The sequence below is a fragment of the Mycobacterium simiae genome, from assembly GCF_010727605.1.
GTDB classification, from domain to species: Bacteria; Actinomycetota; Actinomycetes; order Mycobacteriales; family Mycobacteriaceae; genus Mycobacterium; species Mycobacterium simiae.
The window spans coordinates 2,917,520-2,943,393 of sequence record NZ_AP022568.1 but is presented as its reverse complement, the minus strand read 5'-3'; the positions used below and the strand labels follow the sequence as shown (position 1 = coordinate 2,943,393).

The 25,874-nt window shown below is 68.2% G+C and carries 12 protein-coding genes and 1 pseudogene; 8 read left to right on the top strand and 5 right to left on the bottom strand.

Features of this window, described 5'->3' with window-relative positions:
* Positions 1 to 2 precede the first annotated feature (2 nt).
* Positions 3 to 1,526, bottom strand: coding sequence for a GMC family oxidoreductase (locus G6N33_RS13600; protein ID WP_101528692.1), 1,524 nt, complete (start codon positions 1,524 to 1,526; stop codon positions 3 to 5).
* Positions 1,527 to 1,663: 137 nt separating this feature from the next.
* Here G6N33_RS13600 and G6N33_RS13595 point away from each other — a divergent pair, with 137 nt between their 5' ends.
* The gene (locus tag G6N33_RS13595) at positions 1,664 to 2,731 is read left to right on the top strand and encodes a helix-turn-helix transcriptional regulator (protein WP_049919050.1); all 1,068 of its coding nucleotides are present in this window, start codon (positions 1,664 to 1,666) and stop codon (positions 2,729 to 2,731) included.
* A gap of 66 nt (positions 2,732 to 2,797) precedes the next feature.
* On the opposite strand, the gene G6N33_RS27470 is transcribed toward G6N33_RS13595, so the two are convergent.
* Together G6N33_RS27470 and G6N33_RS13585 are read right to left on the bottom strand one after the other, a co-directional pair.
* A complete protein-coding gene (locus G6N33_RS27470; RefSeq protein WP_231382506.1) occupies positions 2,798 to 2,935 on the bottom strand; it encodes a hypothetical protein in 138 nt (45 codons plus the stop codon).
* A gap of 121 nt (positions 2,936 to 3,056) precedes the next feature.
* Positions 3,057 to 4,058, bottom strand: coding sequence for a DEDDh family exonuclease (locus G6N33_RS13585; protein ID WP_044508894.1), 1,002 nt, complete (start codon positions 4,056 to 4,058; stop codon positions 3,057 to 3,059).
* Positions 4,059 to 4,358: 300 nt separating this feature from the next.
* Between G6N33_RS13585 and G6N33_RS13580 the strand changes: the two genes are divergently transcribed.
* Genes G6N33_RS13580 through G6N33_RS13565 form a run of 3 tightly spaced genes read left to right on the top strand, consistent with a single transcriptional unit; the run spans position 4,359 to position 6,841 of the window.
* Complete coding sequence (locus G6N33_RS13580) at positions 4,359 to 5,699, top strand: Mur ligase family protein (protein ID WP_232069433.1); 1,341 nt, start codon at positions 4,359 to 4,361, stop codon at positions 5,697 to 5,699.
* Entirely contained in the window at positions 5,692 to 6,411 is a 720-nt protein-coding gene (locus tag G6N33_RS13570) for a type 1 glutamine amidotransferase (protein ID WP_044508896.1), read from the top strand. Before G6N33_RS13580 ends, G6N33_RS13570 begins: the two co-directional genes overlap by 8 nt.
* A 1-nt stretch (position 6,412) precedes the next feature.
* The gene (locus G6N33_RS13565) at positions 6,413 to 6,841 is read left to right on the top strand and encodes a hypothetical protein (protein WP_231382507.1); all 429 of its coding nucleotides are present in this window, start codon (positions 6,413 to 6,415) and stop codon (positions 6,839 to 6,841) included.
* 14 nt (positions 6,842 to 6,855) lie between these two features.
* On the opposite strand, the gene recR is transcribed toward G6N33_RS13565, so the two are convergent.
* The gene (recR, locus tag G6N33_RS13560; protein ID WP_044508897.1) at positions 6,856 to 7,467 is read right to left on the bottom strand and encodes a recombination mediator RecR; all 612 of its coding nucleotides are present in this window, start codon (positions 7,465 to 7,467) and stop codon (positions 6,856 to 6,858) included.
* 13 nt (positions 7,468 to 7,480) lie between these two features.
* Positions 7,481 to 7,849 (bottom strand): YbaB/EbfC family nucleoid-associated protein, encoded by a 369-nt coding sequence (locus G6N33_RS13555; protein WP_044508898.1) that lies wholly within the window; start codon positions 7,847 to 7,849, stop codon positions 7,481 to 7,483.
* Positions 7,850 to 7,947: 98 nt separating this feature from the next.
* Here G6N33_RS13555 and G6N33_RS13550 point away from each other — a divergent pair, with 98 nt between their 5' ends.
* The 4 genes and pseudogenes from G6N33_RS13550 to G6N33_RS27860 all read left to right on the top strand — a co-directional run.
* Positions 7,948 to 8,721, top strand: a complete 774-nt coding sequence (locus G6N33_RS13550) for an Rv3717 family N-acetylmuramoyl-L-alanine amidase (protein ID WP_044508899.1) — start codon at positions 7,948 to 7,950, stop codon at positions 8,719 to 8,721.
* Positions 8,722 to 9,129: 408 nt separating this feature from the next.
* Entirely contained in the window at positions 9,130 to 21,354 is a 12,225-nt protein-coding gene (locus G6N33_RS13545; protein WP_163771531.1) for a non-ribosomal peptide synthetase, read from the top strand.
* On the top strand, positions 21,263 to 22,882 hold the full coding sequence (locus G6N33_RS27865) for an amino acid adenylation domain-containing protein (protein ID WP_163771529.1): 1,620 nt from the start codon (positions 21,263 to 21,265) through the stop codon (positions 22,880 to 22,882). The genes G6N33_RS13545 and G6N33_RS27865 overlap by 92 nt, the downstream gene beginning before the upstream one ends.
* Positions 22,774 to 25,872: pseudogene (locus tag G6N33_RS27860) on the top strand (condensation domain-containing protein); the annotation flags it as partial. The gene G6N33_RS27865 and the pseudogene G6N33_RS27860, both read left to right, overlap by 109 nt.
* Positions 25,873 to 25,874: the final 2 nt, after the last annotated feature.

The following is a 25,874-nucleotide window of genomic DNA, read 5'->3' as shown; positions in this document are numbered from 1 at the left end:
GGCTACACCGTCTGGCGAACCAGGTCGGCAGCCCTTTCGGCGATGGCTAGGACGGTGGCGTTCGGGTTCGCGGCGGGCGGCGACGGCATTACTGCGGCGTCGGCGACACGAAGGCCATCGATTCCGTGCACGCGCAGTTCGGTGTCGACCACCGCGTCGGCACCGCTGCCGATCCGGCAGGTGCCCACCGGGTGGAAGTAGGTGCCGACAGCACGCCGGAGGTGGGCGACCAGTTCGGCGTCGGAGGACACCTGCGGCCCGGGGATGACTTCGGCAGCGCGCCACCGCGCCAGCGCGTCGGCCGCACCCACCTCACGGGCCACACGGGCTGCCCGCAGCATCAGCACGACGTCGCGCTCGTCGCTGAGAAATCCCGGGTCGATCAGCGGGGCTGCCGTCGGGTCCGGCGACGCCAGGCGCACCGAGCCGCGGCTATGCGGCCGCAGCACGCCGAACTCGATGGAGTATCCCTGGTCCGGGCCAGACGTCCCGGGCGGCGGCAGCGGAATGTCGACGAACAGCAGATGCGTGTCGGGCATCGTTGCGCCGGGGTCTACCCGAAGCGCCGCCAGCGCGTCGACGTGGTTGTAGGCCCCCAGCGGGACCGGTTGTGCCGCGGCATACACCAGCGCGGCGAGCGGATGGTCGGACAGGTTCGCCCCCACGCCGGGCAGGTCGGCGATGACGCCAATGCCGTGCCGCCGCAGGTCCGCGGCCGGGCCAATCCCGGACAGCTGCAACAGCTGTGGTGATCCGATCGCCCCCGCGCACAGGATGACCTCCCGCTCGGCACGCACGGTGTGCCGTTCGCTGGCCGTAAGCCGGTACGTCACGCCGGTGCAGCGGCCGACCGTCACCGTCAGTCCGGTCACCATCGCCCCGGTCTGCACGGTGAGATTGGCCCTGCCCAGTGCCGGGCGGAGGTACGCATCGGCCGCCGACTGCCGTACCCCGGCGACGATGTTGCGGTCATACCAGCACACGCCCTCCGACTGCGCACCGTTGAGGTCGTCGGACACCGGATAGCCGCGCTCCTTGCATGCCTGGAAGAACGCCTCGGCGGTCGGATGGACCTGTGGGGCGCCTTCGATGATCATCGGGCCGCGCATGCCGCGGAATCGGGGGTCGCGGCCGTCGGCGGTCTCGCTGCGCCGGAAGTACGGCAACAGGTCGTCGAACCCCCAACCGGGCGCCCCCTCGGCAATCCAGCAGTCATAACTCGCGCGGTCGGCCCGCAGGTGGGCCATCGCGTTCGTGGCACTCGAACCGCCGAGCGCTTTGCCCCGCGGGTAAGGCAGGACGGCGCCGCCGAGGCCAGCCTGCGGCACCGTGCGCAAACCCCAGTCGATGTGGGAACCCAGCAGCGCAGGCCACATCCCGGGCACGCTCGCGTCCGGCCCGGGATCGCCGCCCGCTTCGAGCAGAAGCACCCGCAGGTCGCGATCTTCGCTCAGCCGTGCGGCGAGGACGCATCCCGCCGTCCCAGCACCGATGACGACGAAGTCGTAGTAGTCATAGCGGCCCATGCCGACCGAGGCTATGGTCGGCGCGGACCGGCGGGTAGCCACTGCGCGCCGCAGCCGTGCCATTTTGCGCGTACGGCAGCAAGGCACCCCCGCGGCGGCCCCGGTCTGGATAGGCGAAGTAGTTCAGAAGGAGGGTCATGCAGCACGACGCCGGTACGCCGACGGGTGCGGGGTGGGCGTCGGCGCGCTCGTTCGAGGACGCCGTCGAGCTGTGCGGGGCGGCGATGTATCCGCACCAGAAAATCGGTTTGCTGCAGCCCCGTACGACCGTTTCGTTTCAGCAACGCGTCGCCAGCGTCGGCCCCGTCACGGTCGGAGAGATGGTCTTCGGCGCGCCGGTGTGGATCAATTGCGGCGACGAACATCTCACCTACCACGTCAACGTCGCGCTGTCGGGTCACTTGGAGTCGGTGCATCGCGACGGGCAACTGACCGTGCGCGAGGGCATGGCCGCCGTCTACCAGCCGCAGGGCGAGACGGCGATTCCCCGGTGGGAAAACGGCCGGTTACTGTTCGTCAAGATCGAGCGCAGTTTCGTCGAGGACACGCTCGCGCGCTGCCTCGGACACACGCCAGCACCGCGGATCGACTTCGACGGCGCGATGTCGACACGTGCGGGACCGGGGCACGGCTGGCTGCAGTTGCTGTTGCTACTGCGGCGCGAGCTGTTTATCCGCGACAGTGTGGTTGATCAGCCGCTGCTCGGGTGGCCGCTGGTAGACGCCCTGGTGCGCGGGCTGCTGGTCAGCGTCGACCATCCGGATCGCCAAGCCCTGGTCGATGATTCGCCGCGCGCGACCCCGCGGGTGGTCCGAGCAGCGATGGACTTCATCGAGGCCGAAGCGGCGTCGCCGCTGACCGTGTCACTGTTGGCGTCCCAGAGCCACGTCAGCGTCCGGACGTTGCAGGATGGGTTCCGCCGGCATCTCGGCACGACGCCGATGAACTACCTGCGCGACGTGCGGCTTCGTCATGCGCACGAGGCGCTGTTGCACAGCGACCCGTCCGTCACCACGGTGACGGCGGTGGCGCACCGCTGGGGGTTCGGCAATGTCGGCCGCTTCGCCGCGGTATACACCGCCCGCTACGGGGAGCGGCCCGCGGACACGCTGCGGCGTCAGCCCCCGACGTATGTATCCAGGAGCCGGTCGACCAGCCCGGACGGGTCTTCGGCGCCGGGGATAGTCAGGGCGCCGAAGACGTAGCCGTTGAGCAGCCGGCTGAGCTCGTCCATCCGTCCGGTGTCGGGGACTGGCCCGCCGCCTCGAAGATCAGCGTGGCGGTTTGACCGCGGCGGCCTGCAGGTCTCGCAGAAACGGCTGCAGCTGCGGGCGGCGGGCGCCCTCCATGAACAGCTCGAAACGGGCCAGCGTGTACCGGCGGAACTGCTCGTCACCTAACGAACGCATTTGCGCCATAAGCGCTTTCGCGCCGAAGCGATCGAGTGGCCCGACGGCGCCACGCAGCGCCTCGACGCGCTGCCAGTGCAGGTCGACCGACGACCCGCTGCGGCAACGGCATCGCGCCTTGTCAGAACAGGGCGAGCTGATCGTCGGCCCGGGATGCGTCGACGAATTCCTCCATGCTGGTGCCGCCGACGACCGAACTCACCCCCGCCATGAACTGCGCGTCGGACACCATCGGTACGCCCAGCTGCCGAGCCTGGAACCCTTTGCCCTGCTCAGGCGCAACGTCGTTGCAAACGACCAGCGACGTCTCCCGGTCGACTACATCGGTGTAGGCCAGTCCGGTATGCAGGATTCGTTCGACGAGTTCCTCATGCGTGCGGCGCACCTCGGCGGCCAGCGCCACCCGCATACCCTGCACCAGCGGCCGGCCCCGGACATACGGGCCCGGGTTGAGATACGGGCAGGGCAGCCGAGAAGCGAGCGCCTTCAACGGCCGCAGCTCGTCGTGGGTGACCCGGCCATTGGGCCACCGACGCCGCGTCACGGGGTGAACGGGCAACCAGATGTCGCGTTCCCGGGCCCGCTTGAGCGCGGAGGCCAGCACATTGGTCAAGACCAATGCGTCGTCGAAGGCGTCGTGTGGGCGTTGCTGGGTCACGCCCCAATGCGCGGCCAGGGTCTCCAATCGCAGATTATCCAGGCCGAGATCGAGGCGGCGGGCCAACTCGACCGTGCACATGACGGTGTCGACGGGAAGTTCGGCGCCCGTGAGCTCGGCCTCGGCGGCCAGAAACGCATAGTCGAACGCGACGTTGTGCGCCACCAGCGTGCGACCGCGTACGACCTCGATGACGTCACCGATGATGTCGCCGAACTGGGGCTGGTCCTCGAGCATGGCGGCGGTCAGCCCGTGCACGTGGGTCGGACCGGGGTCCACGCCGGGATTAAGCAGGCTGACGACGGACTGCTCGACGCGGCCGTTCGCGTCGAGGCCGAGCACCGCGAGGCTGATGATCCGGGCCAGACCGGGCCGAAATCCCGAGGTCTCGACGTCGATGACGGCCCACCCCGCCTCTGGATCGCTTGCCGGCCGTCCCCAGGGAGCCGGATTCGTAGGGCTCATGGACTGAGAATGGCACGTCTGACCGACATCGCCCGGTCGTTGCACCACCGTGTCGCCGTTTCAGGGCGACCCGCAGCGCCCGGCCAAAAGCGCCGCGCTTGCGATCACCCTGAACCAGACGAGGGCGACCCGCAGCGCCCGGCCAAAAGCGCCGCGCTTGCGATCGCCCTGAACCAGACGAGGGCGACCCGCAGCGCCCGGCCAAAAGCGCCGCGCTTGCGATCGCCCTGAACCAGACGAGGGCGACCCGCAGCGCCCGGCCAAAAGCGCCGCGCTTGCGATCGCCCTTAAACTGCGCGGGTGGTCACCACCCGCGCCCGTCTCGCCCTCGCCGCCGGGGCGAGCGCGCGCTGGGCGTCGCGCGTGACTGGGCGCGGCGCGGGGGCGATGATCGGCGGCCTGGTCGCGATGACCCTAGACCGCTCGGTCCTGCGTCAGCTCGGCGCTGGACGGCGCACGGTCGTCATCACCGGCACCAACGGCAAGTCGACCACCACCCGGATGATCGCGGCCGCGTTGAGCACGCTCGGCTCGGTCGCCACCAACGCCGAGGGCGCGAACATGGACGCGGGCCTGGTCGCCGCCCTGGCCGCCGATCGCGGCGCCGGCCTGGCCGCTCTGGAAGTCGACGAGATGCACGTGCCGCACGTATCCGACGCCGTCGTGCCCAGCGTCATCGTGCTGCTCAACCTGTCCCGCGACCAGCTGGACCGGGTCGGCGAGATCAACGTGATCGAACGCACGCTGCGGACTGGGCTGGCCCGCCACCCGTCCGCAGTGATCGTCGCCAACTGCGACGACGTGCTGATGACGTCGGCGGCCTACGACTGCCCGAACGTGGTGTGGGTGGCCGCCGGCGGCGCCTGGGCGAACGACTCCGTCAGCTGCCCACGCAGCGGCGAAGTGATCGTCCGCGAACAGGGCCACTGGTACAGCACCGGCGTTGACTTCAAGCGCCCCACCCCGCACTGGTGGTTCGGCGCCGCAGATGGGGACATGCTGTATGGCCCCGACGGGCTGGCACTGCCCATGCATCTGGCCTTGCCCGGCGCAGTGAACAGGGGTAACGCCGCCCAGGCCGTCGCGGCCGCCGTCGCACTGGGCGCCGACCCCGCCAAAGCCGTCGCGGCGGTGTCGGCCGTGGACGAGGTGGCAGGGCGGTACCGCACCGTGCGCATCGGCGCGCACGACGCGCGGATTCTGCTGGCCAAAAACCCGGCCGGGTGGCAGGAAGCGCTGTCGATGGTGGACAAGCATGCGGCCGGGGTGGTCATCGCGGTCAACGGCCAGGTGCCCGACGGCGAGGATTTGTCCTGGCTGTGGGACGTGCGCTTCGAGCATCTCGCTGGTGAGCCTCGTGCATCACGAGGCGAATCCAGCGAGGAACAACAGCGCGCTGGTGAGCCTCGTGCATTACGAGGCGAATCCAGCGAGGGACAGCCGCGCGAGGAAGCAGCCGTCGTTGCGGCGGGCGAGCGGGGCACGGACCTGGCGGTGCGTCTGGGATACGCCGGGGTCGAGCACACCCTCGTGCACGACACGCTCGCCGCGATTGCGTCCTGCCCGCCGGGGCGAGTCGAGGTCGTCGCCAACTACACGGCGTTCCTGCAGCTGCAACGAGCGGTGGCCCGCTATGGCTGACACTGGGTCGCTGTCCACGGTGCGGATCGGACTGGTGCTGCCCGACGTGATGGGCACCTACGGCGACGGCGGCAACGCGGTCGTCCTGCGTCAACGGCTGCGGCTGCGGGGCCTCGCCGCCGAGATCGTGGAGATCACACTGGACGACCCGGTGCCCGAATCGCTGGATCTGTACACGCTGGGCGGGGCCGAGGACTACGCGCAGCGGCTGGCCACCCGGCATCTGCTGCGCTACCCCGGCCTGCAACGTGCCGCGGAGCGAGGCGCGCCGGTTCTGGCGATCTGCGCGGCCGTCCAGGTGCTCGGCCACTGGTACGAGACGTCGTCCGGAGAACGCGTCGACGGCGTGGGGATGCTGGATGCCACCACGACGCCGCAGCAGCAACGCACGATCGGTGAGCTGGTGAGCACGCCGCTGCTGACCGGGCTGACCCAGCCGCTGACCGGCTTCGAGAACCACCGTGGTGGCACGGTGTTGGGGCCCGCGGCCTCGCCACTGGGTGCGGTCGCCAAGGGGGCGGGCAACCGCCTGGGCGATGGTTTCGACGGTGTTGTCCAGGGCAGCATCGTCGCGACCTACATGCACGGGCCGTGTCTGGCCCGCAACCCGGAGCTGGCCGACCTGCTGCTCGGCAAGGTAGTGGGCGAGCTGACGCCGCTGCAGCTGGCCGAAGTGGACCAGCTGCGCCGCGAACGACTGGCGGCGCGCTGACGTGCCGGCCCGGCTGGCGAAGTTCGGTCTCGTGGCCGGTGCCGCGCTGCTCGGTACAGCTGCAGTCAGCACGTCGTCGCCGGCCCACGCCAATCCGGAGGTATTGAACGGCCGCTACAACGTCCTGTACGCGGGCAGCGACAAACCGACCGCCTGGCTTTTCGTCCCGTGCGGATCCGACTGCACCCTGGCGACCTCACAGGATGGCGGGACGTTCGTCATTAGCTGGGAATTCCAACTCGCCAATGGACGATGGACGCACCGCGGCACGGCCCCGGTGCCATGCCCCAACGGCGCATCGGCTCCGGCGGCCGTCAACTACAGCTTCGATGCCGTGACGCTGGCCGGGGAAGGCGAGACGACGACACCGGAGTGCGGTGCAGATCCGGGCCAGGTCGTCGCCAGGCAATTTCAGCTGAGCAAGGCCTGACGGCCCGCCGCTGGTCAGACCATCGAGCGGCGACCGGTGAGCGCGCGCCCCAGCGTCAGCTCGTCGGCGAACTCCAAGTCGCCGCCCATCGGTAGCCCGGACGCGATCCGCGTCACGGTCAGCCCGGGGATGTCACGCAGCACCCGGACCAGGTAGGTGGCCGTCGCTTCGCCCTCGGTGTTGGGGTCGGTCGCGATGATCACCTCGGTGATGTCGACGCCGTCCACCCGCTCGCCGATGCGACTGAGCAGCTCACGGATCCGCAGCTGATCGGGGCCCACCCCGGACAGCGGATCGAGCGCGCCGCCCAGGACGTGGTAGCGGCCGCGGAACTCCCGGGTGCGCTCCACGGCTTGGACGTCCTTGGGTTCCTCGACGACACACACCTGGGAGCCGTCCCGGCGCGGGTCGGCGCAAATCCGGCAGCGCTCACCGTCGGACACGTTGCCGCACACCGCACAGAAGCGAACCCCGTCGCGGACTTTAGCCAGTACGGCGGTCAATCGGTCGATGTCCGGCGGTTCGACCGACAGCAAATGAAAAGCGATGCGCTGGGCGCTCTTTGGCCCGATGCCCGGCAGCTTGCCCAGCTCGTCGATCAAATCCTGGACGGGTCCCTCAAACATGTCGGTATGTGGGTCACAGCCCCGGCATCTGCATCGGCGGCGCCGGTGGAGCCGATGGGCCGGCCGGGTTCGGTGGCGCGCCCAGACCCGCGGTCAACGACCCCAACTGCTCCTGGGCGAGTTTGGTGACTTGCTTGGAGGCATCGGCCATGGCGCCGACGATTAGGTCCTGCAAGGTCTCGACGTCGGAGGGGTCGACGACCGAGGGATCGATCTTGACCGCGACGACCTCACCGCTGCCCTTGACGATGGCTTCAACCAGGCCGCCGCCGGCCTGACCGTGGATTTCGGCATTCGCGAGTTGTTGCTGAGCCGCCATCAGCTTTTGTTGCATCTGCTGCGCCTGGGCGAGCAGCGCCGACATGTCGCCACCGGGTTGCATGACAATCCCCTCGCATCTTGGTCTCGAGTTGGTTTCGCCTGTGGATGTCTGGCGATTCGAAACACCCAGCGTAGACTGCGCGACGTTACCTTTGCCCCGTGCATCTACGAGTGAGCAGGCGTGTCGGGGCCAAGTTCGTCATCGGGGCAGTGATTGCTGCGTCGACAGCGGTCACCCCGGCCGCGACCCCGGCCGCGTGGGGGGTCCCGTCGAGCATCGCGGGCATGGTCGTCTTCATCGACCCCGGCCACAACGGAGCCAACGACGCCTCCATCAGCCGGCAGGTAACGACCGGCCGCGGTGGCACCAAGGACTGCCAGACCAGCGGAACCGCGACCAACAGCGGCTACCAAGAACACACGTTCACCTGGGACACCGCGCTGCGGGTACGCGCGGCACTGAACGCGTTGGGTGTGCGGACCGCCTTGTCGCGGGGCAACGACACCGGTTTGGGGCCATGTGTCGATGAACGCGCCAACGTGGCCAACTCGTTGCGCCCCAACGCGATCTTGAGCATCCATGCCGACGGCGGGCCGCCGTCCGGCCGGGGATTCCACGTCAACTATTCGGCCCCACCGCTCAACCAGGTGCAGGCGGGACCGTCGGTGCAGTATGCCCGCATCGTGCGCGACCAGATGCAGGCTTCCGGCATACCGCCGGCCACCTACATCGGCCAGAGCGGGCTGTACGGCCGATCTGACTTGACCGGTCTCAATCTGGCGCAGTACCCCGCAATCCTGGTCGAGTGCGGCAACATGAAGAATCCGGTGGACTCCGGGCTGATGGAGTCACCGGAGGGACGTCAAAAATATGCCGACGCGCTGGTCCGCGGCGTCGCGGGGTTCCTGGCCACCCAGGGTCAGGCCCGCTGAGCTCATTGGTAGAGCCGGCCCGCGATCGCTGTCGAGTAGCGGCCGGGTTCGTTACACGGTACCGTGGTCGCTGATTCGCGCGGGTCTCCGGTACACCGCAAATCCGTTGCTGCACGGGCATTTTCGCTTTGCGCGCGCGGACGCCCGCCGAATTCCTCTCTAACAGCCAGCTAACTCCAGGAACTTTGCCAAAACCCCTGTCGGTGCTGGGTTGTGTCCACTAGGGTTTGTTCCACTCATGTCGATTAGACGTGTGGGGAGCATCGGTGAGTAACAAGACGTCGACGACAACCAACACCGTCCGAAAGGGCGGCCACTCGGCGTGCGGCCGCGGAAAATGCGCAACTCGAGCCAGCATAGGGCCGTTATTGCGTATATTGCGTAGGCCTTTTGGGTAAGGGCGATCGGATGGAACTTGACGCCAGTGTCCTGCCGCTGACGCGCCGGCAATTGGACATTTGGCTCGCCCAAGAAACGGGTGACACCGGCACCGACTGGCAACTCGGTCTATTCGTCAGAATCGGCGGCGCCGTCGATCCGGATTTGCTTAAGCAGGCAATCAGCAAAGCGCTTAGCGAGGCGGAGGCAGCTCGGGCTGTCTTCTTTGAGGTCGACGGTCAGGTTTTCCAAAAAGTCACCGAACACCCGGATTTCGAGCTGGCTTGCTATGACTTACGCGACTCGTCGGACCCCGAACAACAAGCCCGCGCGATTGCATCGTCGATGCAACACACTCCGATGCCACTCACCGGGAAGTTGCTCAAATTCGCGCTCTTCCGGACGAAACATGATGAATATTACTGGTTTACGTGTTGCCACCACATAATCCTGGACGGGTTGGGCATTGCGCTGGTTGGGCGCCGGATTGCGGCTATCTATTCCGCAATTGTTTCCGGTTCGTCGCCGTCTCCGCCGTTTTTCGGGTCGCTACACGACCTGGTACACAGCGAACTGGACTACGAGGCGTCCGCGGATTACCTGGCCGACCAGGCTTACTGGAGTAGCCATCTGCCGTCGGCACCGGCCCCGGACTACCCGCCAGGCGCGGTCCGGCGAAATTCGTCTGAACCGTCCGCGCCCGTTCAGTTGGATCCGTCGGTGGTCGGCCGGATCAAGGAGCTGTCCAAGGCGCTAGGTGTCCGGCGATCTTCGGTGCTCACGGCCGCGTGCGCCCTGCTAGTACGCGGCTGCACCGGCGGTTCGGAGGTGGTACTCGACTTCCCGGTGAGCAGGCGAGTGCATCCGGAGTCCAAGTCGCTGCCCGGCATGGTAGCCGGCGTGGTGCCATTGGTATTGCAGACGGCCCCGATGATGACGGTCGCCGAGTTTTGCCGGCACGTCGACACCCAGACCCGAGACGCGTTGCGCCACCAGCGATTTCCCGTACATACCCTCGGCGACGACGGCGGTATTCGCGGTAACGGGCAGGGCGGGAATCGGGTCGTCGTCAATTTCATTCCGTCTCGGCTCACGCTGAACCTGGCCGGCATCCCGGCGACAGCCACCTACACCAGTTTCGGCCCGATCGGACATTTCGGGTTGTTCTTCGTCGGCGTAGGCGACGAACAGTTCCTCACCACCGCCGGTGCCGGGCAACCGTATTCGGACTTCGACGTCGCGGAATTGACGGACCGGTTACATCGGCTGTTGGCGGCGATGACGGCCAACTCGGGGCGCGACTTGTCGTCCGTCGAGTTGGTCAGCCCCGACGAGCATGCGGTCCTCGATCGCTGGGGCAATCGGAAGGTGCTGGACCGGCACACGGTTCGCGCGTCGGTGCCGGAGCTGTTCGCCGCGCAAGTCGCGCGCACCCCCGACACCGTCGCGGTGACGTGCCAGGGCAGCTCGCTCACCTACCGCGAACTCGATGCGGCCGCCAACCGGCTGGCACATCTCCTCGCTAGACATGGCGCAGGCCCGGGAACCGTCGTCGCACTGATGTTTCCGCGGTCCGCCGACGCGATCGTCGCGGTCCTGGCGGTGTTGAAAACCGGTGCGGCTTACCTGCCGATCGACCCGACCCACCCGCGTGCGCGCATCGATTTCATGCTCGCCGACGTGGCGCCCACCATCGCGGTGACCACCGCGGCGATAGCCGATCGGTTTGAGGGATGCGACAGCCTGCAAGTCATCACGACCGACGATCCCGCCATCGCCGCCCAACCCGACACCGCGCCGCCGGGCCCCTCCCCCGACGAGATAGCCCACATCATCTACACGTCGGGGACTACCGGCGCGCCCAAGGGTGTGGCCGTCACCCAGCACAACATCACCCAACTGCTCGATTCGCTCACCGCCGGCCTCCCGCCAGCGCAGGTGTGGAGCCAGTGCCACTCCTACGCGTTCGACTTCTCGGCGTGGGAGATCTGGGGCGCGCTGCTGCACGGCGGGCGGTTGGTGGTGGTGCCCGAATCGGCAACCGCCGCGCCCGAGGAGTTCCAGGCGCTGCTGGTCGACGAGCGCGTGAGCCTGCTGACCCAAACTCCGTCATCGGTGGCGGCGCTGTCGCCCGAGGCGGTGGGCCCGGTGGCGCTGTTGATCGGCGGCGAGGCGTGCCCGGCCGGGGTGGTGGACCGATGGGCGCCGGGACGAGTGATGCTCAACGTCTACGGGCCCACCGAGACCACGATGTACGTGGCCAAGAGCGCACCGCTGACGGCGGGCGGGACGGCCCCGATCGGCTCACCGGTGCCGAGCGCCGCGTTCCTGGTGCTCGACGACTGGCTGCGCCCGGTGCCGGCCGGGGTGATCGGGGAGCTGTACGTGGCCGGGCGCGGTGTCGGCTGCGGCTACGTACGGCGGCCCGGGTTGACGGCTACCCGGTTCGTGGCGTGCCCGGGGGCCTCCGGACAACGCATGTATCGCACCGGGGACCTGGTGCGCTGGAACAGCGGCGGGCAGCTGGAGTACATCGGGCGCTCCGACGACCAGGTCAAAATCCGCGGCTACCGTATCGAGCTCGGCGAAATACGCTCTGCGCTGGCACAACTGGCCGGGGTCGAGCAGGCGGCCGTGCTGGTGCGGGAAGACCGCCCGGGAGACAAGCGCCTAGTCGGGTACGTCACCGGCACCGCCGATCCCGCCGAGCTGCGCGGCGCGCTGGCCGAACGGCTGCCGGCACACATGGTGCCTGCGGCCATCGTGGTCCTCGACGCAATGCCGTTGACGGTCAATGGAAAACTCGACACCCGGGCCCTGCCCGCCCCTGAATACCGCGACAACGGCCGTTACGTCGCGCCCAGCACTGCGGTCGAGGAAATCCTGGCCGGAATCTACGCCCAGGTACTCGGTGTGTCGCAGATCGGGGCAAACGACTCCTTCTTCGATCTGGGCGGAGACTCGCTGTCGGCCATGCGGGTGATCGCCGCGATCAATTCCGTTGTGAACAGCGGTCTTTCGGTGCGGACACTGTTCGAGGCTCCCACCGTCGCCGCGCTGGCGCCGCACATCGTCGCCGGCCAACAGCGTTCGGAGCCGCTGACGGCGATGCCGCGGCCGGCGGTGGTGCCGCTGTCGTTCGCGCAGTCCCGCCTGTGGTTTCTGGGCCAACTGCAAGGACCGTCCCCGGTCTACAACATCGCGGTCGGATTGCGGCTCACCGGCCGACTCGACGTCGACGCGCTGACCGCCGCGCTCGCCGATGTGGTGGCCCGCCACGAAAGCTTGCGGACGGTGTTCCCGGCTCCCGACGGCACCCCGCACCAAGTCGTGGTGCCTGCCGATCGCGTCGAGTTGCCGTGGCGGGTCGTCGATGCCCTCGAGTCCAGTGCCGTCCAGCTGGACGAAGCGATCGTCACCGCCGCGCGCTACGCGTTCAACCCAATCGCTGATATCCCGTTGCGGGCCACGCTCTTCCGACTCGACGACACCGAGCACGTGCTAGTCGGCGTGGTGCACCACATCGCAGCCGACGGCTGGTCGGTGGCCCCGCTGCTGCGCGATCTGGGCGAGGCGTACACGGCTCGGCAAGCGGGACTAGCACCGCGGTGGGACGACTTGCCGGTGCAGTACATCGACTACACGCTTTGGCAACGTGGACAATTCGGCGACGTAAACGACCCCGGCAGCGCCATCGCATCCCAGCTGACTTATTGGGAAGACGCCCTGGCGGGGATGCCCGAGGTCTTGCCGTTGCCGACGGACCGGCCCTACCCGCCGGTCGCCGATCAGCGCGGGGCGAGCATGGCCATCGACTGGCCGGCCGATTTGCAGCAGCGCGTTCGCGACCTGGCCCGCGCTCACAATGCGACTAGCTTCATGGTCGTTCAGACGGCGCTGGCGATCATGCTGTCCGCGGTGACCGCGAGTTCCGAAGTGGCCGTGGGGTTTCCGATCGCCGGGCGTGGTGATCCAGCATTGGACGAACTGGTCGGATTTTTCGTCAACACCTTGGTCCTGCGCGTCGACCTGGCCGGAAATCCGACGATGGCCGACGTGCTGGACCAGGTTCGCCGGCGCAGCCTGGCCGCCTACGAGCACCAGGACGTGCCCTTCGAAGTCCTGGTGGAACGGCTCAACCCGACCCGATCCCTGACTCATCACCCGCTGGTGCAGGTGCTGCTCGGCTGGCAGAACGCCGAACCGGGCGAGCTGGCCTTGGGTGACGTGCGGGCGGTCCCTTTCGCAATCCACACTCACACCGCGCGAACGGATTTGTCATTCTCCATCACCGAACACTTCACCGCGACGGGTGAGCCCGCGGGGCTGCGCGGAATGTTGGAGTATCGGACCGATGTGTTCGACGCGGCGTCGGTTGAAACGCTGCTCGGGCGGCTGCAGCGGGTCTTGGCCGCCATGACAATCGCTCCGGCGCAGCGGCTTTCGTCGCTGCGACTGCTGGGCCCCGACGAGCACGCCCGGCTGGCCGAGATCGGCAACCGTGCCGCCCTGACTAGGCCGGCCGACCCGGTAACCGTCCCAGGATTGTGGGCCGCTCAGGTCGCCCAGGCGCCGGACGCGGTGGCGGTAACGTTCGAGGGGCGGTCGATGACCTATCGCGCGGTCGACGCGGCCGCCAATCGGCTGGCCCATCTATTGATGTCCGAAGGCGCGGTCCCGGGACAGTCAGTGGCGCTGCTGTTTTCGCGGTCCGCGGAGGCCGTCATCGCGATCTTGGCAGTACTCAAGGCGGGAGCGGCGTATCTGCCGATCGACCCCGCCCACCCGACGGCGCGGATCGCATTCATGGTTTCCGATGCCGCCCCGGTCGCTGCCCTCACTACCGGGGAGCTGCGGTCGCGGTTCGCCGGGTGCCCCCTGCCGGTCATCGACGTCGACGATCCCCGCATTGACGACCAGCCCGACATCGATCCCCCGGGACCGCGCCCCGACGATGTCGCACACATCATCTACACCTCGGGCACCACCGGCCTACCCAAAGGCGTTGCGGTTACGCACCGCAACGTGACCCAGCTGTTCGATTCACTGGAGGTGGGTTTCGACCTGTCCCCGGAACAGGTGTGGACCCAGTGCCATTCGTATGCGTTTGACTTCTCCGTTTGGGAAATCTGGGGCGCCCTGCTGCACGGCGGTCGTCTGGTGGTGGTGCACGAGGCCGTAGCCGGCTCACCGGACGACCTACGCGCCCTGTTGCTCGCCGAGCGGGTGACCGTGCTCACCCAGACGCCGTCGGCCGTCGCCATGCTCGACCCACATGGGTTGGAGTCGACGACGTTGGTGATCGGCGCCGAATCCTGTCCGGCCGAGGTGGTGGATCGGTGGGCACGCGAACGGGTGATGATCAACGTCTACGGCCCGACCGAGACGACGATGTGGTTGTCCAAGAGCGCACCACTCGCCCCGCGCCGGGAGGTACCGCCGATCGGCTCGCCGGTCACCGGGGCGGCGTTCTTCGTCCTCGATGAGTGGCTGCGCCCGGTGCCGGTCGGAGTGGTCGGCGAGTTGTACCTGGCCGGTCGCGGGGTGGGGTGTGGCTACGTCAACCGCGCGGGCCTGACCGCGTCGCGGTTCACCGCCTGCCCGTTCGGCCAGCGCGGTGCCCGCATGTACCGCACCGGCGACCTGGTGCGCTGGCGCCCCGACGGGCAGCTCGACTATCTGGGCCGCTCCGACGAGCAGGTCAAGATCCGTGGGTATCGGATCGAGCTCGGCGAAATACGTTCTGCGCTGGCTAGTTTGGCGGGCGTGGAGCAGGCGGTCGTCATCGCTCGGGAGGACCGGCCCGGCGTCAAACGACTCGTCGGCTACATCACCGGAACCGCCGACCCCGGCCAAGCCCGCGCGGTGCTGGCCGATCGGCTGCCGCCGTACATGGTGCCCGCGGCGGTGGTGGCGATCGATGCCATGCCGATGACGGTCAACGGTAAGCTCGACGCCCGCGCCCTGCCCGAGCCCGAGTACCACGACGCCGACCGGTACCGCGCTCCCGCCGATGCCATCGAAGAGATTCTGGCCGGGGTGTACGCCCAGGTGTTGGGGCTAGAGCGGGTGGGCGTCGAGGAGTCGTTCTTCGACCTCGGCGGCGACAGCATCCTGTCCATGCAGGTGGTGTCCCGGGCCCGCGCGGCCGGTGTATTGTGCCGTCCCCGTGATATTTTCGTCGAGCAGACCGTAGCCCGGCTGGCCCGGGTCGCCACTGTGGTAGCGGATGCGGGCGGCCCGGTCGACGAGGGCACGGGAGAGCTGCCGGCGACACCGATCATTCGCTGGTTGGCCGGTGTGGCGGGAGACACCGAACAGTTCAACCAGACCGTCGTGGTGCAGGCGCCCGCCGCGGCGACCGAGGCCGACGTGGTGGTGCTGTTGCAAGCACTGCTCGATCGACACGCGATGTTGCGGCTGCGCGTCGACGGTGACGACGCGGGCGGTTGGTCGCTATGGGTTCCCCAGCCCGGCCTGGACGCGCGGGGCTGCCTGGACACCGTCGCCGAGCTGTCCGAGGACGCGGTGCTTGGCGCCAGGGCACGGCTGAATCCGGCCACCGGGAAAATGCTGAGCGCGCTGTGGGTGACGACCACATCCCAGCTGGTGCTCATCGTGCACCACCTGGCAGTAGACGGTGTGTCATGGCGAATCCTGCTGGAAGACATCAACCTTGGCTGGGCGCAGCACCACGGTGGGCACCAAGTGACATTGCCTGCTACTGGGACATCTTTCGCCCGCTGGGCGACGCGGCTCGGCACCTGGGCCCGCACGACGGAGCTCGCGGCCCACGCCGAGGCGTGGCGGCAGGTGGCCGCGACGCCGCCCGCACTGCCTACACCGAACCCGGAGGTCGATACCTACGCCACGGCCGGACGGTTGTCGGCGTGCCTGGACACCGAGACCACCCGACGGTTACTGGGTGAGGTCCCGGCCGCGTTTCACGCCGGAGTGCAGGACATTCTGCTGATCGCATTCGGGTTGGCCTGCGCCGAGTTCCTGGCCGCCGGCACCGTGCCCGTCGGCATCGAGGTGGAAGGCCACGGCCGCCACGACCATCTGGCCGACGACATCGACTTGTCCCGCACCGTCGGCTGGTTCACCACCAAATACCCGGTGGCATTGGCGGTCGGCGGATTGTCCTGGCAGCAGGTGTGCGCCGGTGATACCGCGCTGGGGGTGGCGCTCAAGGACGCCAAGGAGCGGCTGCGTGCCCTGCCCGATGTCTTGACCTATGGCCTGCTGCGCTACCTCAATCCCGACGTCGACCTGACCGGGCCCGAACCGGTGATCGGATTCAACTATCTCGGACGGCTCGGCGCTGGCGCCGGCCAGCATTCCGACCAGCTGTGGCGCATCGGCCCGGACGGCCTGTCGCTGGCCGCGGCGTCCTCGGCAATCCCAATGCCGTTGGGGCACACCGTAGAACTCAATGCCGGCGCCGTGGACACCGAAGTCGGCCCGCAGCTGCACGCCGACTGGACATGGGCGACGTCGGCCCTCGACGCCGAACGGGTGCGCCGGTTGAGCGAGTTGTGGTTCGAGGCTCTCGCCGGCATCTGCGCCCACGTCGATCGCGGTGGCGGCGGCCTGACCCCCTCGGACATCGCCCCGGCCCGGCTCACCCAGCAGCAGATCGACGAGTTGTGCCGGCGGAACCGGATCGCCGATATCTTGCCGCTGACGCCGTTGCAACAGGGACTCCTCTTCCACGCCAACACCTATCGCGACAGCGAGTTGTATGCGGTCCAGCTGGACATCGGCATCGCCGGTGCACTGGACCCCGCCCGCCTGCGCCGGGCCGTCGACACCGTGATCGACCGCCACCCCAACCTGGCCGCCCGATTCTGCCCGGAGTTCGACGAACCGGTGCAGGCGATCCCCGCTAGTCCGGTATTGGCTTGGCAATACTTGGAATTGGACGGCGTCGACGGCGCAGAGCCCGACGAGCACCTCCGGCTGCTCTGCGCCGCCGAACGCGCGGCGGTGTGCGACCTGACCGAGCCGCCGGCGTTCCGGGTGGCATTGATCCGGACCGCCGAAGACCGGCACCGGTTGGTGCTGACCAACCATCACATCGTCCTGGACGGCTGGTCGCTGCCGATCCTGTTGCAAGAAATCTTCACCAGCTATCACGGGCAGCGACTTCCCGCGGCTCCGCCCTACCGCCGGTTCGTGACATGGCTGGCCGGCCAAGACCGCGACAGCGCCGAAACCGCCTGGCGTGGAATGTTTGCCGGCTTCCAGACGCCCACCCTGGTCGGTCCACCCGGCCGGCTCGGGCTGGGCCGCCGCGAGGTGGCCACCGCCCGGATTCCGGCCGCGACGACCCGAGCCGTGACCGACCTGGCGCGGTCCCGACACACCACCGTCAACACCGTGTTGCAGGCCGGGTGGGCGCAACTGCTGATGTGGCTGACCGGTCAGCACGACGTCGCGTTCGGGACCGCGGTGTCCGGACGCCCGGTCGAACTGGCCGGCGCCGAGTCGATGGTGGGCCTGCTCATCAACACGGTGCCGGTCCGGGCCACCATCACCACGGCGACGACCACCAGCGACCTGCTCGAGCAATTGCACCGCGCCAACAACCACATCCTCGAACATCAGCACTTGGCGCTACCCGAGATTCACCGTGCCGCCGGACACGACCAACTCTTCGACACCCTGTTCGTCTACGAGAACTACCCCGTCGATCCCGCCCTGTTCGGGGTCAACGGGCTCGCCGTGACCGAATACACCGCCCGGGAGAACAATCACTATCCGCTGACGCTACAGGTGATGCCGGGTGACGAACTGGGGGTTCGCCTCGAGTACGACGCCGAGGTGTTCACCGCCGAGAGCGTTCAGGCGCTGCTGCGGCGATTCCAACGGGTGCTCTCAGCCGCCGCGGCCGAGCCCGTCCGCCGCCTGTCGCTCATGGATCTGCTTGACGTGGACGAGCAGCTCCATCTCGACAGGGTCGGCAACCGTGCGGCGTTGACCCGGCCGGCCGTTGCCGCATCGATTCCCGAATTGTTCGCCGCACAGGTCCGGAACACCCCAGATGCCGTCGCGGTGACTTTCGACGGTCGCGCCCTGACCTACGGCGAGCTGGACGAGGCCGCCAATCGGGTGGCGCATCTGCTGGCCGAGCGGGCCGCCGGGCCGGGGCAGTCGGTGGCAGTGCTGTTTTCGCGTTCGGCCGAGGCGATCGTCGCGATTCTGGCGGTGCTGAAGACCGGCGCCGCCTATCTGCCCATCGACCCGGCACACCCCGCGGCGCGGATCGAGTTCATGCTGGCCGACGCCGCCCCGATCGCCGCACTCACCACTACGGAGCTGCGGTCGCGGCTCGACGGACACGGGGTGGCGGTGGTGGCCATCGACGACCCGGCCCTCGCCACCCAACCCGCCGTCGCGCCGCCCGGACCAGCACCCGACGACATCGCGCACATTATCTACACCTCCGGAACCACCGGTGTTCCCAAAGGCGTTGCCGTCACCCACCGTAACGTCGCCCAGCTGTTCGAGGGGCTGGACGCTGAGGTACCGCTGACGCCGGAGCAGGTGTGGACCCAGTTCCACTCCTACGCGTTCGACTTCTCGGTGTGGGAGATCTGGGGTGCTCTGCTGCACGGCGGCCGGCTGGTCGTGGTGCCCGAACCGATGACCCGCTCACCCGCCGACTTCCACGACTTGATCGTCGGCGAGCGGGTGACGGTGCTCACCCAGACCCCGTCCGCGGTGGCGACGCTGCCCGTCGAAGGGCTGGAGTCGGCGACGTTGGTAATCGGCGCCGAGCCCTGCCCGCCCGAAGTGGTGGACCGGTGGGCACCCGGCCGCACCATGATCAACGTGTACGGCCCCACCGAGACGACGATGTGGGCATCCAAGAGTGCGCCGCTGGCGCCGAATGACGTTGTGATACCGATTGGTTCACCGGTGCCAGGGGCGGCTTTCTTCGTGCTCGACACGTGGTTGCGTCCGGTGCCGGCCGGTGTGGTCGGCGAACTGTATCTGTCCGGACACGGTGTCGGATGTGGCTACTGGCAAAGGCCTGGGCTGACGGCGTCGCGGTTCGTGGCGTGCCCGTTCACCGGCCCGAACGCACCCGAGAAGCGGATGTATCGCACCGGCGACCTGGTGTGTTGGGGCCCCGACGGGCAACTGCAGTACATCGGCCGCGCCGACGAGCAGGTCAAGATCCGCGGCTACCGCATCGAGCTGGGCGAAATACGTTCGGCGCTCAAGGGATTACCGGGGGTAGCGCAGGCGGCGGTGGTCGTCCGTGAAGATCGGCCGGGCAGCAAACGCCTCGTCGGGTACGTCACCGGGACGGCCGACCCTGTCCTGCTGCGCGCCCGGCTCGCCGAACAACTGCCGCCCTACATGGTGCCGGCAGCGGTGATGGCGATCGACACGCTGCCGATAACGGTCAACGGCAAGCTGGACGTCCGCGCCCTGCCGCCGCCGGACTATCGCAACGTCGATCGCTACCGCGCCCCCGCGACATCCGTCGAGGAGATCCTGGCCGGCATCTACGGTCAGGTGCTGGGCGCCACGCGCGTCGGCGTCGACGATTCGTTCTTCGACTTGGGCGGTGATTCGCTTGCGGCGATGCGGGCGATCGCGGCGATCAACGCGGCGCTGGACGCTGATCTTCGGGTCGGCACGCTATTCGACGCGCCCACCGTCGCGCAGTTGGCCCCGCACCTGGGCACCAAGGCCGGCCCCCGCACTCCGCTGGTGCCGGCCGAGCGGCCTGCGGTGGTGCCGTTGTCGTTCGCCCAATCGCGGCTGTGGTTCCTCGACCAGCTGCACGGACCCTCCCCCGTCTACAACATGGCGGTCGCGTTGCGGCTGTCCGGCCGCCTCGACCCGGACGCGCTGGCCGCCGCACTGCGCGACGTAATGGTGCGGCACGAAAGCCTGCGGACGCTGTTCCCGGCGCCGGACGGCGTACCGGAACAATTGGTGGTACCCGCCGACCAAGCCGAGTTGGATTGGCGCACGGTGGATTCGCGCGACTGGACGCCGGGCCGGCTGGAGTCGGCGATCGGCGCCGCGGTGACGCGCCCCTTCGATCTGGCCAACGAACTCCCGATGCGCGCAACCCTGTTTCGCTGCCGCGACGACGAGCACGTGTTGGTGGGCGTGGTGCACCACATCGCCGCCGATGGCGGATCCATTGCGCCGTTGGTTCGCGACCTGGGCCGGGCGTACGCTGCCCGCTGCGCCGGGTACCCCGCCCGGTGGCCCGAACTCCCGGTGCAGTATGCCGATTACACGCTGTGGCAACAGACGGCATTCGGTGACCTGGAGGATGCCAGTAGCCCGATCGCCGGACAGCTCGCCTACTGGCGCGACGCGCTGGCCGGCATGCCGGAGCGCATCGAGCTGCCCACCGATCGGCCCTACCCCCCGGTGGCCGATCAACGGGGCGCCAGCTTGGCCATCGAGTGGCCCGCCGAGTTGCAGCGGCAGGTGCACGACTTTGCCCGCGAACACCACGCGAGCAGCTTTATGGTGGTGCAGGCGGCACTGGCGGTGCTACTTTCCGCTTTGAGCTCCAGTTCCGATGTGGCCGTGGGCTTCCCGATCGCAGGACGTCGCGATCCGGCCCTCGACGATGTCATCGGCTTCTTCGTCAACACACTGGTGCTGCGCGTCGACACCAGCGGTAACCCGACCGTCCGAGAGCTACTCGCACAGGTTCGCCAGCGCAGCCTGGCCGCCTACGACCATCAGGATGTTCCGTTTGAGGTCCTCGTCGAACGGCTCAACCCGAACCGCAGCCTGACCCACCACCCGATGGTGCAAGTGATGCTGGGGTGGCAGAGCGCCACATCCGCCGAATTGGCGCTGGGGGACGTCCGCGCCACCCCCATGCCGATCGAGACTCACACCGCGCGAATGGATCTCGCCTTCTCCTTGACTGAGCGCCACACCGCGACCGGCGACCCGGACGGCATCGTCGGCACGGTTGAGTACCGGACCGATGTGTTTGGGGTGGGTTTGGTGGGTGGGTTGGTGGGTCGGTTGGAGCGGGTGTTGGCGGCGATGGTGGTTGATGGGGGTCGTCGGTTGTCGTCGGTGGGGTTGGTTGATGGTGGGGAGGGGGTGTGGTTGGCGGGGGTGGGTCGTTGGGGGTTGTTGGGTGAGCCGGTGTCGGGGGGTGTCGGTGCCGGAGTTGTTTGGGGTGCAGGTGTCGCGGGTGGGCGATGCGGTGGCGGTTTGTGGTGTGGGTGGGTCGTTGACGTATCGGGAGCTTGATGAGGCTGCCGGGCGGGTGGCGGCGGTGTTGGCCGGTCGTGGTGTGGGTGCGGGTCATGTTGTGGCGTTGTTGTTTTCACGGTCGGTTGAGGCGGTCGTGGCGATGTTGGCGGTGCTCAAGACCGGGGCGGGGTATGTCGCGATCGATCCGGCCTATCCGGATGCGCGGATCGGGTTCATGCTTGCCGATGCGGCCCCGGTGGTGGCGGTCAGCACCGTGGCGTTGGCCGGGCGGCTGGCCGGGCATGCGGTGGCGGTGGTGGATATCGCCGAGGCGATGGCGGCCGGCCCGCCGGTGGATACCGTGGGGGCGGGGCGGGTGTCGGCCGATGATCTTGCGTATCTGATTTACACCTCGGGCACCACCGGTGTGCCCAAAGGTGTTGCGGTCACTCACCGTAACCTCGCGCACGTGGCGGCCTCGACACCGGCGGAGCTGCCCGCGGTGCAAGTGTGGACCCAATGCCACTCCTACGGGTTCGACTTCTCGGTGTGGGAGATCTGGGCCGCCCTGCTCGGCGGGGGACGCCTGGTCATCGTCGGCGAAGAGGTGACAACCTCCCCGACCGACTTCCACGACCTGCTGATCGCCGAAGGTGTCACCGTGTTGACCCAAACACCCTCGGCCGCAGCCCTATTGGACCCCCACGGGCTGGAATCGGTGGCGCTGCTACTCGGCGGGGAAACCTGCCCCGCCGACGTCGTCGACCAATGGGCACACCAGCGAGTCGTCATCAACGCCTACGGCCCCACCGAAACCACCATCTACGCCACCATGAGCACCCCCCTGCACCCGGCCACCGGCCCCGCCCCCATCGGCGCACCCGTACCCACCGCCGCGGTATTCGTCTTAGACCCCTGGCTACGCCCCACACCCCCCGGCGTCACCGGCGAACTCTACATAGCCGGCCACGGCGTGGCCTGCGGCTACCACCACCAACCCGCACTGACCGCCACCCGATTCCTACCCTGCCCCTACGGCCCACCCGGAACCCGCATGTACCGCACCGGCGACCTGGTGCGCTGGCGCCCCGACGGACAACTGGACTACCTCGGCCGCGCCGACGAACAACTCAAAATCCGCGGCTACCGCATCGAACCCGCCGAAATCCACACCACCCTCACCCAACTCGACGGCGTCGACCAAGCCGCCATCATCACCCGCGAAGACACCCCCGGCCACCCCCGCCTCATCGCCTACATCACCGGCACCGCCGACCCCACCACCCTGCGCACCACCCTGACCCAACACCTACCCCCCTGGATGATCCCCACCACCATCATCACCCTCGACACCCTGCCCCTGACCGTCAACGGCAAACTCGACACCCACGCCCTACCCACACCCCAACACCACCCCACCACCACCGACCCCCCACCACCGCCATCGAAGAAATCCTCACCGGCATCTACGCCCAAATCCTCGGCCACGACCACATCAACACCGACGACTCCTTCTTCGACCTCGGCGGCGACTCGATCTTGTCGATGCAAGTGGTCGCCCGTGCCCGCGCCGCAGGGGTGTTGATCCGGCCCCGCGACATCTTCGTCGAGCAGACCGTCGAGCGGCTGGCCAGAGTGGCCACGGTGACGATCGGCGCAGCCGACCCGCACGACGACGGCGTCGGTGTGGTGCCGACCACGCCGATCATGTGCTGGCTGCGCGGGATCAACACTTCCGTCGACGAGTTCAACCAGACGGTCGTGGTGCAGGCACCCGCCGAAGCAACCGACGCCGACGTTGCAATCCTGTTGCAGGCCTTGCTGGATCACCATGCGATGTTGCGACTGCGCGTAGCGGACGGGTGGTCGCTGCGCGTCCCGCAGGCCGGAGCCGTCGACACGCAGAGCTGTGTGCGCGTCGTGGACAGGTATTCGGATCAAGCGCTGGCGCAGGCGCGTGCGCGGTTGAACCCCGCCGCCGGGATCATGCTCAGCGCCCTGTGGATCACCTCGACCCGCCGGTTGGTGCTCATCGTTCATCACCTGGCCGTCGACGCCGTATCGTGGCGAATCTTATTGGAAGACCTCAATATTGCCTGGGCCCAGCATCGCAACGCTCAGCCGATCGCGCTACCCGAGACGGGGACCTCGTTCGCCACCTGGTCCGCGCTGCTGCACGAACGCGCCGGCACGGCAGCGATGCTGCAGCACGAGCAAGCATGGCGGTCGATCGGCGCGGTTGCGCCGGTGCTACCCGCCCCCACGCCCGACGACACCTATGCCAGCGCGGGACAACTGTCGGCGGAACTCGAGTCCGACCTCACCCGCGCGCTACTCGGTGAGATCCCGGCCGCGTTTCACGCTGGCGTGCAAGACATCCTGTTGATCGCCTTCGGGTTGGCCTGGACGGAGTTCCTCGGCACGGCGGCAACCATCGGCATCGACGTAGAGGGCCACGGCCGCGACGAAGAACTCGCCCCCCAGGTCGACTTGTCGCGCACAGTGGGGTGGTTCACCACCAAATATCCGGTTGCCTTACAAACAGCTTCGTTGGCGTGGGAGCACGTACGCACCGGTGAACCCGCACTGGGTGCAGCGGTCAAAGCAGCCAAGGAACAACTGCGCGCCTTGCCCGACGGCCTGACCTACGGGCTGCTGCGCTATCTGCGCCCCGACGGCGGCCCGGCGGGCCTGGCGGGTGACGACCCGGTGATCGGGTTCAACTACCTCGGGCGACTCGGCGGCGCGGCACCGCTGTCAGACGAGCTATGGCGGGTCAGCCCCGACGGCATAGCAGTCGCGGCCGCGGCTGCCAGAATCTCAATGCCGTTGGGGCACACCGTCGAACTGAGCGCCGCCACCCTCGACACCGACACCGGGCCGCGCCTGCAGGCCACCTGGACCTGGGCGGTCTCGGCGCTGACCGGCGAACAGATCGGCCGCCTGAGCCGGTTGTGGTTCGAGGCGCTGGCCGGCATCTGTGCACACGTACGCCGCGGTGGTGGCGGGCTGACCCCCTCGGATATCGCGCCCGCTCGGCTGAGCCAGCCACAGATTGACGCGCTGTGCGGGCAACACGCGATCGTCGACATCTTGCCGCTCACACCACTGCAGCAGGGACTGCTGTTCCACGCCAGCGCGGCCGACGGCAACGCCGACGACGTGTATGCAATGCAGCTGGACCTGACCATTACCGGACCGCTGGACTCCGATCGACTGCGCACGGCCGTCGGCACCGTCGTCGTCCGGCACCCCAACCTGGTCGCCCGGTTCTGTCGGCTGTTCGACGAACCGGTCCAGGTCATTCCCGCCGAACCCGCCGCCCCGTGGGCTTATTGCGAGGTCGCCGATGAGGCGGAAATCCAACGGATTTGCGCCACTGAGCGGGCGGCGGTCTGCGCTCTGGACGAACCGCCGGCATTTCGGGTCGCCTTGATCCGCACCGCGCAGAACGAACACCGGTGCGTCCTGACGAATCACCACATCGTGCTGGACGGCTGGTCGCTGCCGATCCTGGCGCAGGAGATCTTCACCAGCTACTACGGCCAGCGCCTCCCGCCCGCAGCACCGTACCGCAGGTTCGTCACCTGGCTGGCCGAACGAGATGTCGACGCCGCTGTCTGGGCCTGGCGGGAAGTGTTGGCCGGCTTCGACACACCCACCCTGGTTGGCCCACCGGGGCGGGTGCGGCCCGGCCGGCGCGGCGTTGCGACCGGCGCACTGTCGGCACAGGCCACTGCCGAGTTGGTCGACCTGGCCCGCCGTCACCACACGACGGTGAACACGGTGCTGCAGGCCGGCTGGGCGCAACTGCTGATGTCGCTGACCGGTCAGCAGGACGTCGTCTTCGGCACCGCGGTGTCGGGCCGCCCGGCCGAGTTGGCCGGATCCGATTCGATGGTGGGCCTGCTGATCAACACGGTGCCGGTGCGCGCGATCGGCACGGCCACCACCACGGTCGCCGACCTGCTCGACCAACTGCACCACGGCAACAACCTCACTCTTGAGCATCAGCATTTGGCACTCAACGAGATTCACCGCGCCGTGGGCCACGACCAGTTGTTCGACACGCTGTTCGTGTACGAGAACTACCCGATCGACACGTCCATGACACTCGCCGACGGGTTGGCCATCACCGCGTTGACCGCGCGCGAATACAACCACTATCCGCTCACCCTGCAAGCCATGCCCGGCGACGAACTGCGCCTGCGCGTCGAATACGACGCCGATGTGTTTGGGGTGGGTTTGGTGGGTGGGTTGGTGGGTCGGTTGGAGCGGGTGTTGGCGGCGATGGTGGTTGATGGGGGTCGTCGGTTGTCGTCGGTGGGGTTGGTTGATGGTGGGGAGGGGGTGTGGTTGGCGGGGGTGGGTCGTTGGGGGTTGTTGGGTGAGCCGGTGTCGGTGGGGGTGTCGGTGCCGGAGTTGTTTGGGGTGCAGGTGTCGCGGGTGGGCGATGCGGTGGCGGTTTGTGGTGTGGGTGGGTCGTTGACGTATCGGGAGCTTGATGAGGCTGCCGGGCGGGTGGCGGCGGTGTTGGCCGGTCGTGGTGTGGGTGCGGGTCATGTTGTGGCGTTGTT

Coding starts and splice junctions, on each gene's coding strand:
- G6N33_RS27470 (WP_231382506.1), bottom strand. CDS start 2,935: ATGCGTTCGTTAGGTGACGAGCAGTTCCGCCGGTACACGCTGGCCCGT.
- recR (WP_044508897.1), bottom strand. CDS start 7,467: ATGTTTGAGGGACCCGTCCAGGATTTGATCGACGAGCTGGGCAAGCTG.
- G6N33_RS13555 (WP_044508898.1), bottom strand. CDS start 7,849: ATGCAACCCGGTGGCGACATGTCGGCGCTGCTCGCCCAGGCGCAGCAG.
- G6N33_RS13545 (WP_163771531.1), top strand. CDS start 9,130: ATGGAACTTGACGCCAGTGTCCTGCCGCTGACGCGCCGGCAATTGGAC.
- G6N33_RS13600 (WP_101528692.1), bottom strand. CDS start 1,526: ATGGGCCGCTATGACTACTACGACTTCGTCGTCATCGGTGCTGGGACG.
- G6N33_RS13595 (WP_049919050.1), top strand. CDS start 1,664: ATGCAGCACGACGCCGGTACGCCGACGGGTGCGGGGTGGGCGTCGGCG.
- G6N33_RS13585 (WP_044508894.1), bottom strand. CDS start 4,058: ATGAGCCCTACGAATCCGGCTCCCTGGGGACGGCCGGCAAGCGATCCA.
- G6N33_RS13570 (WP_044508896.1), top strand. CDS start 5,692: ATGGCTGACACTGGGTCGCTGTCCACGGTGCGGATCGGACTGGTGCTG.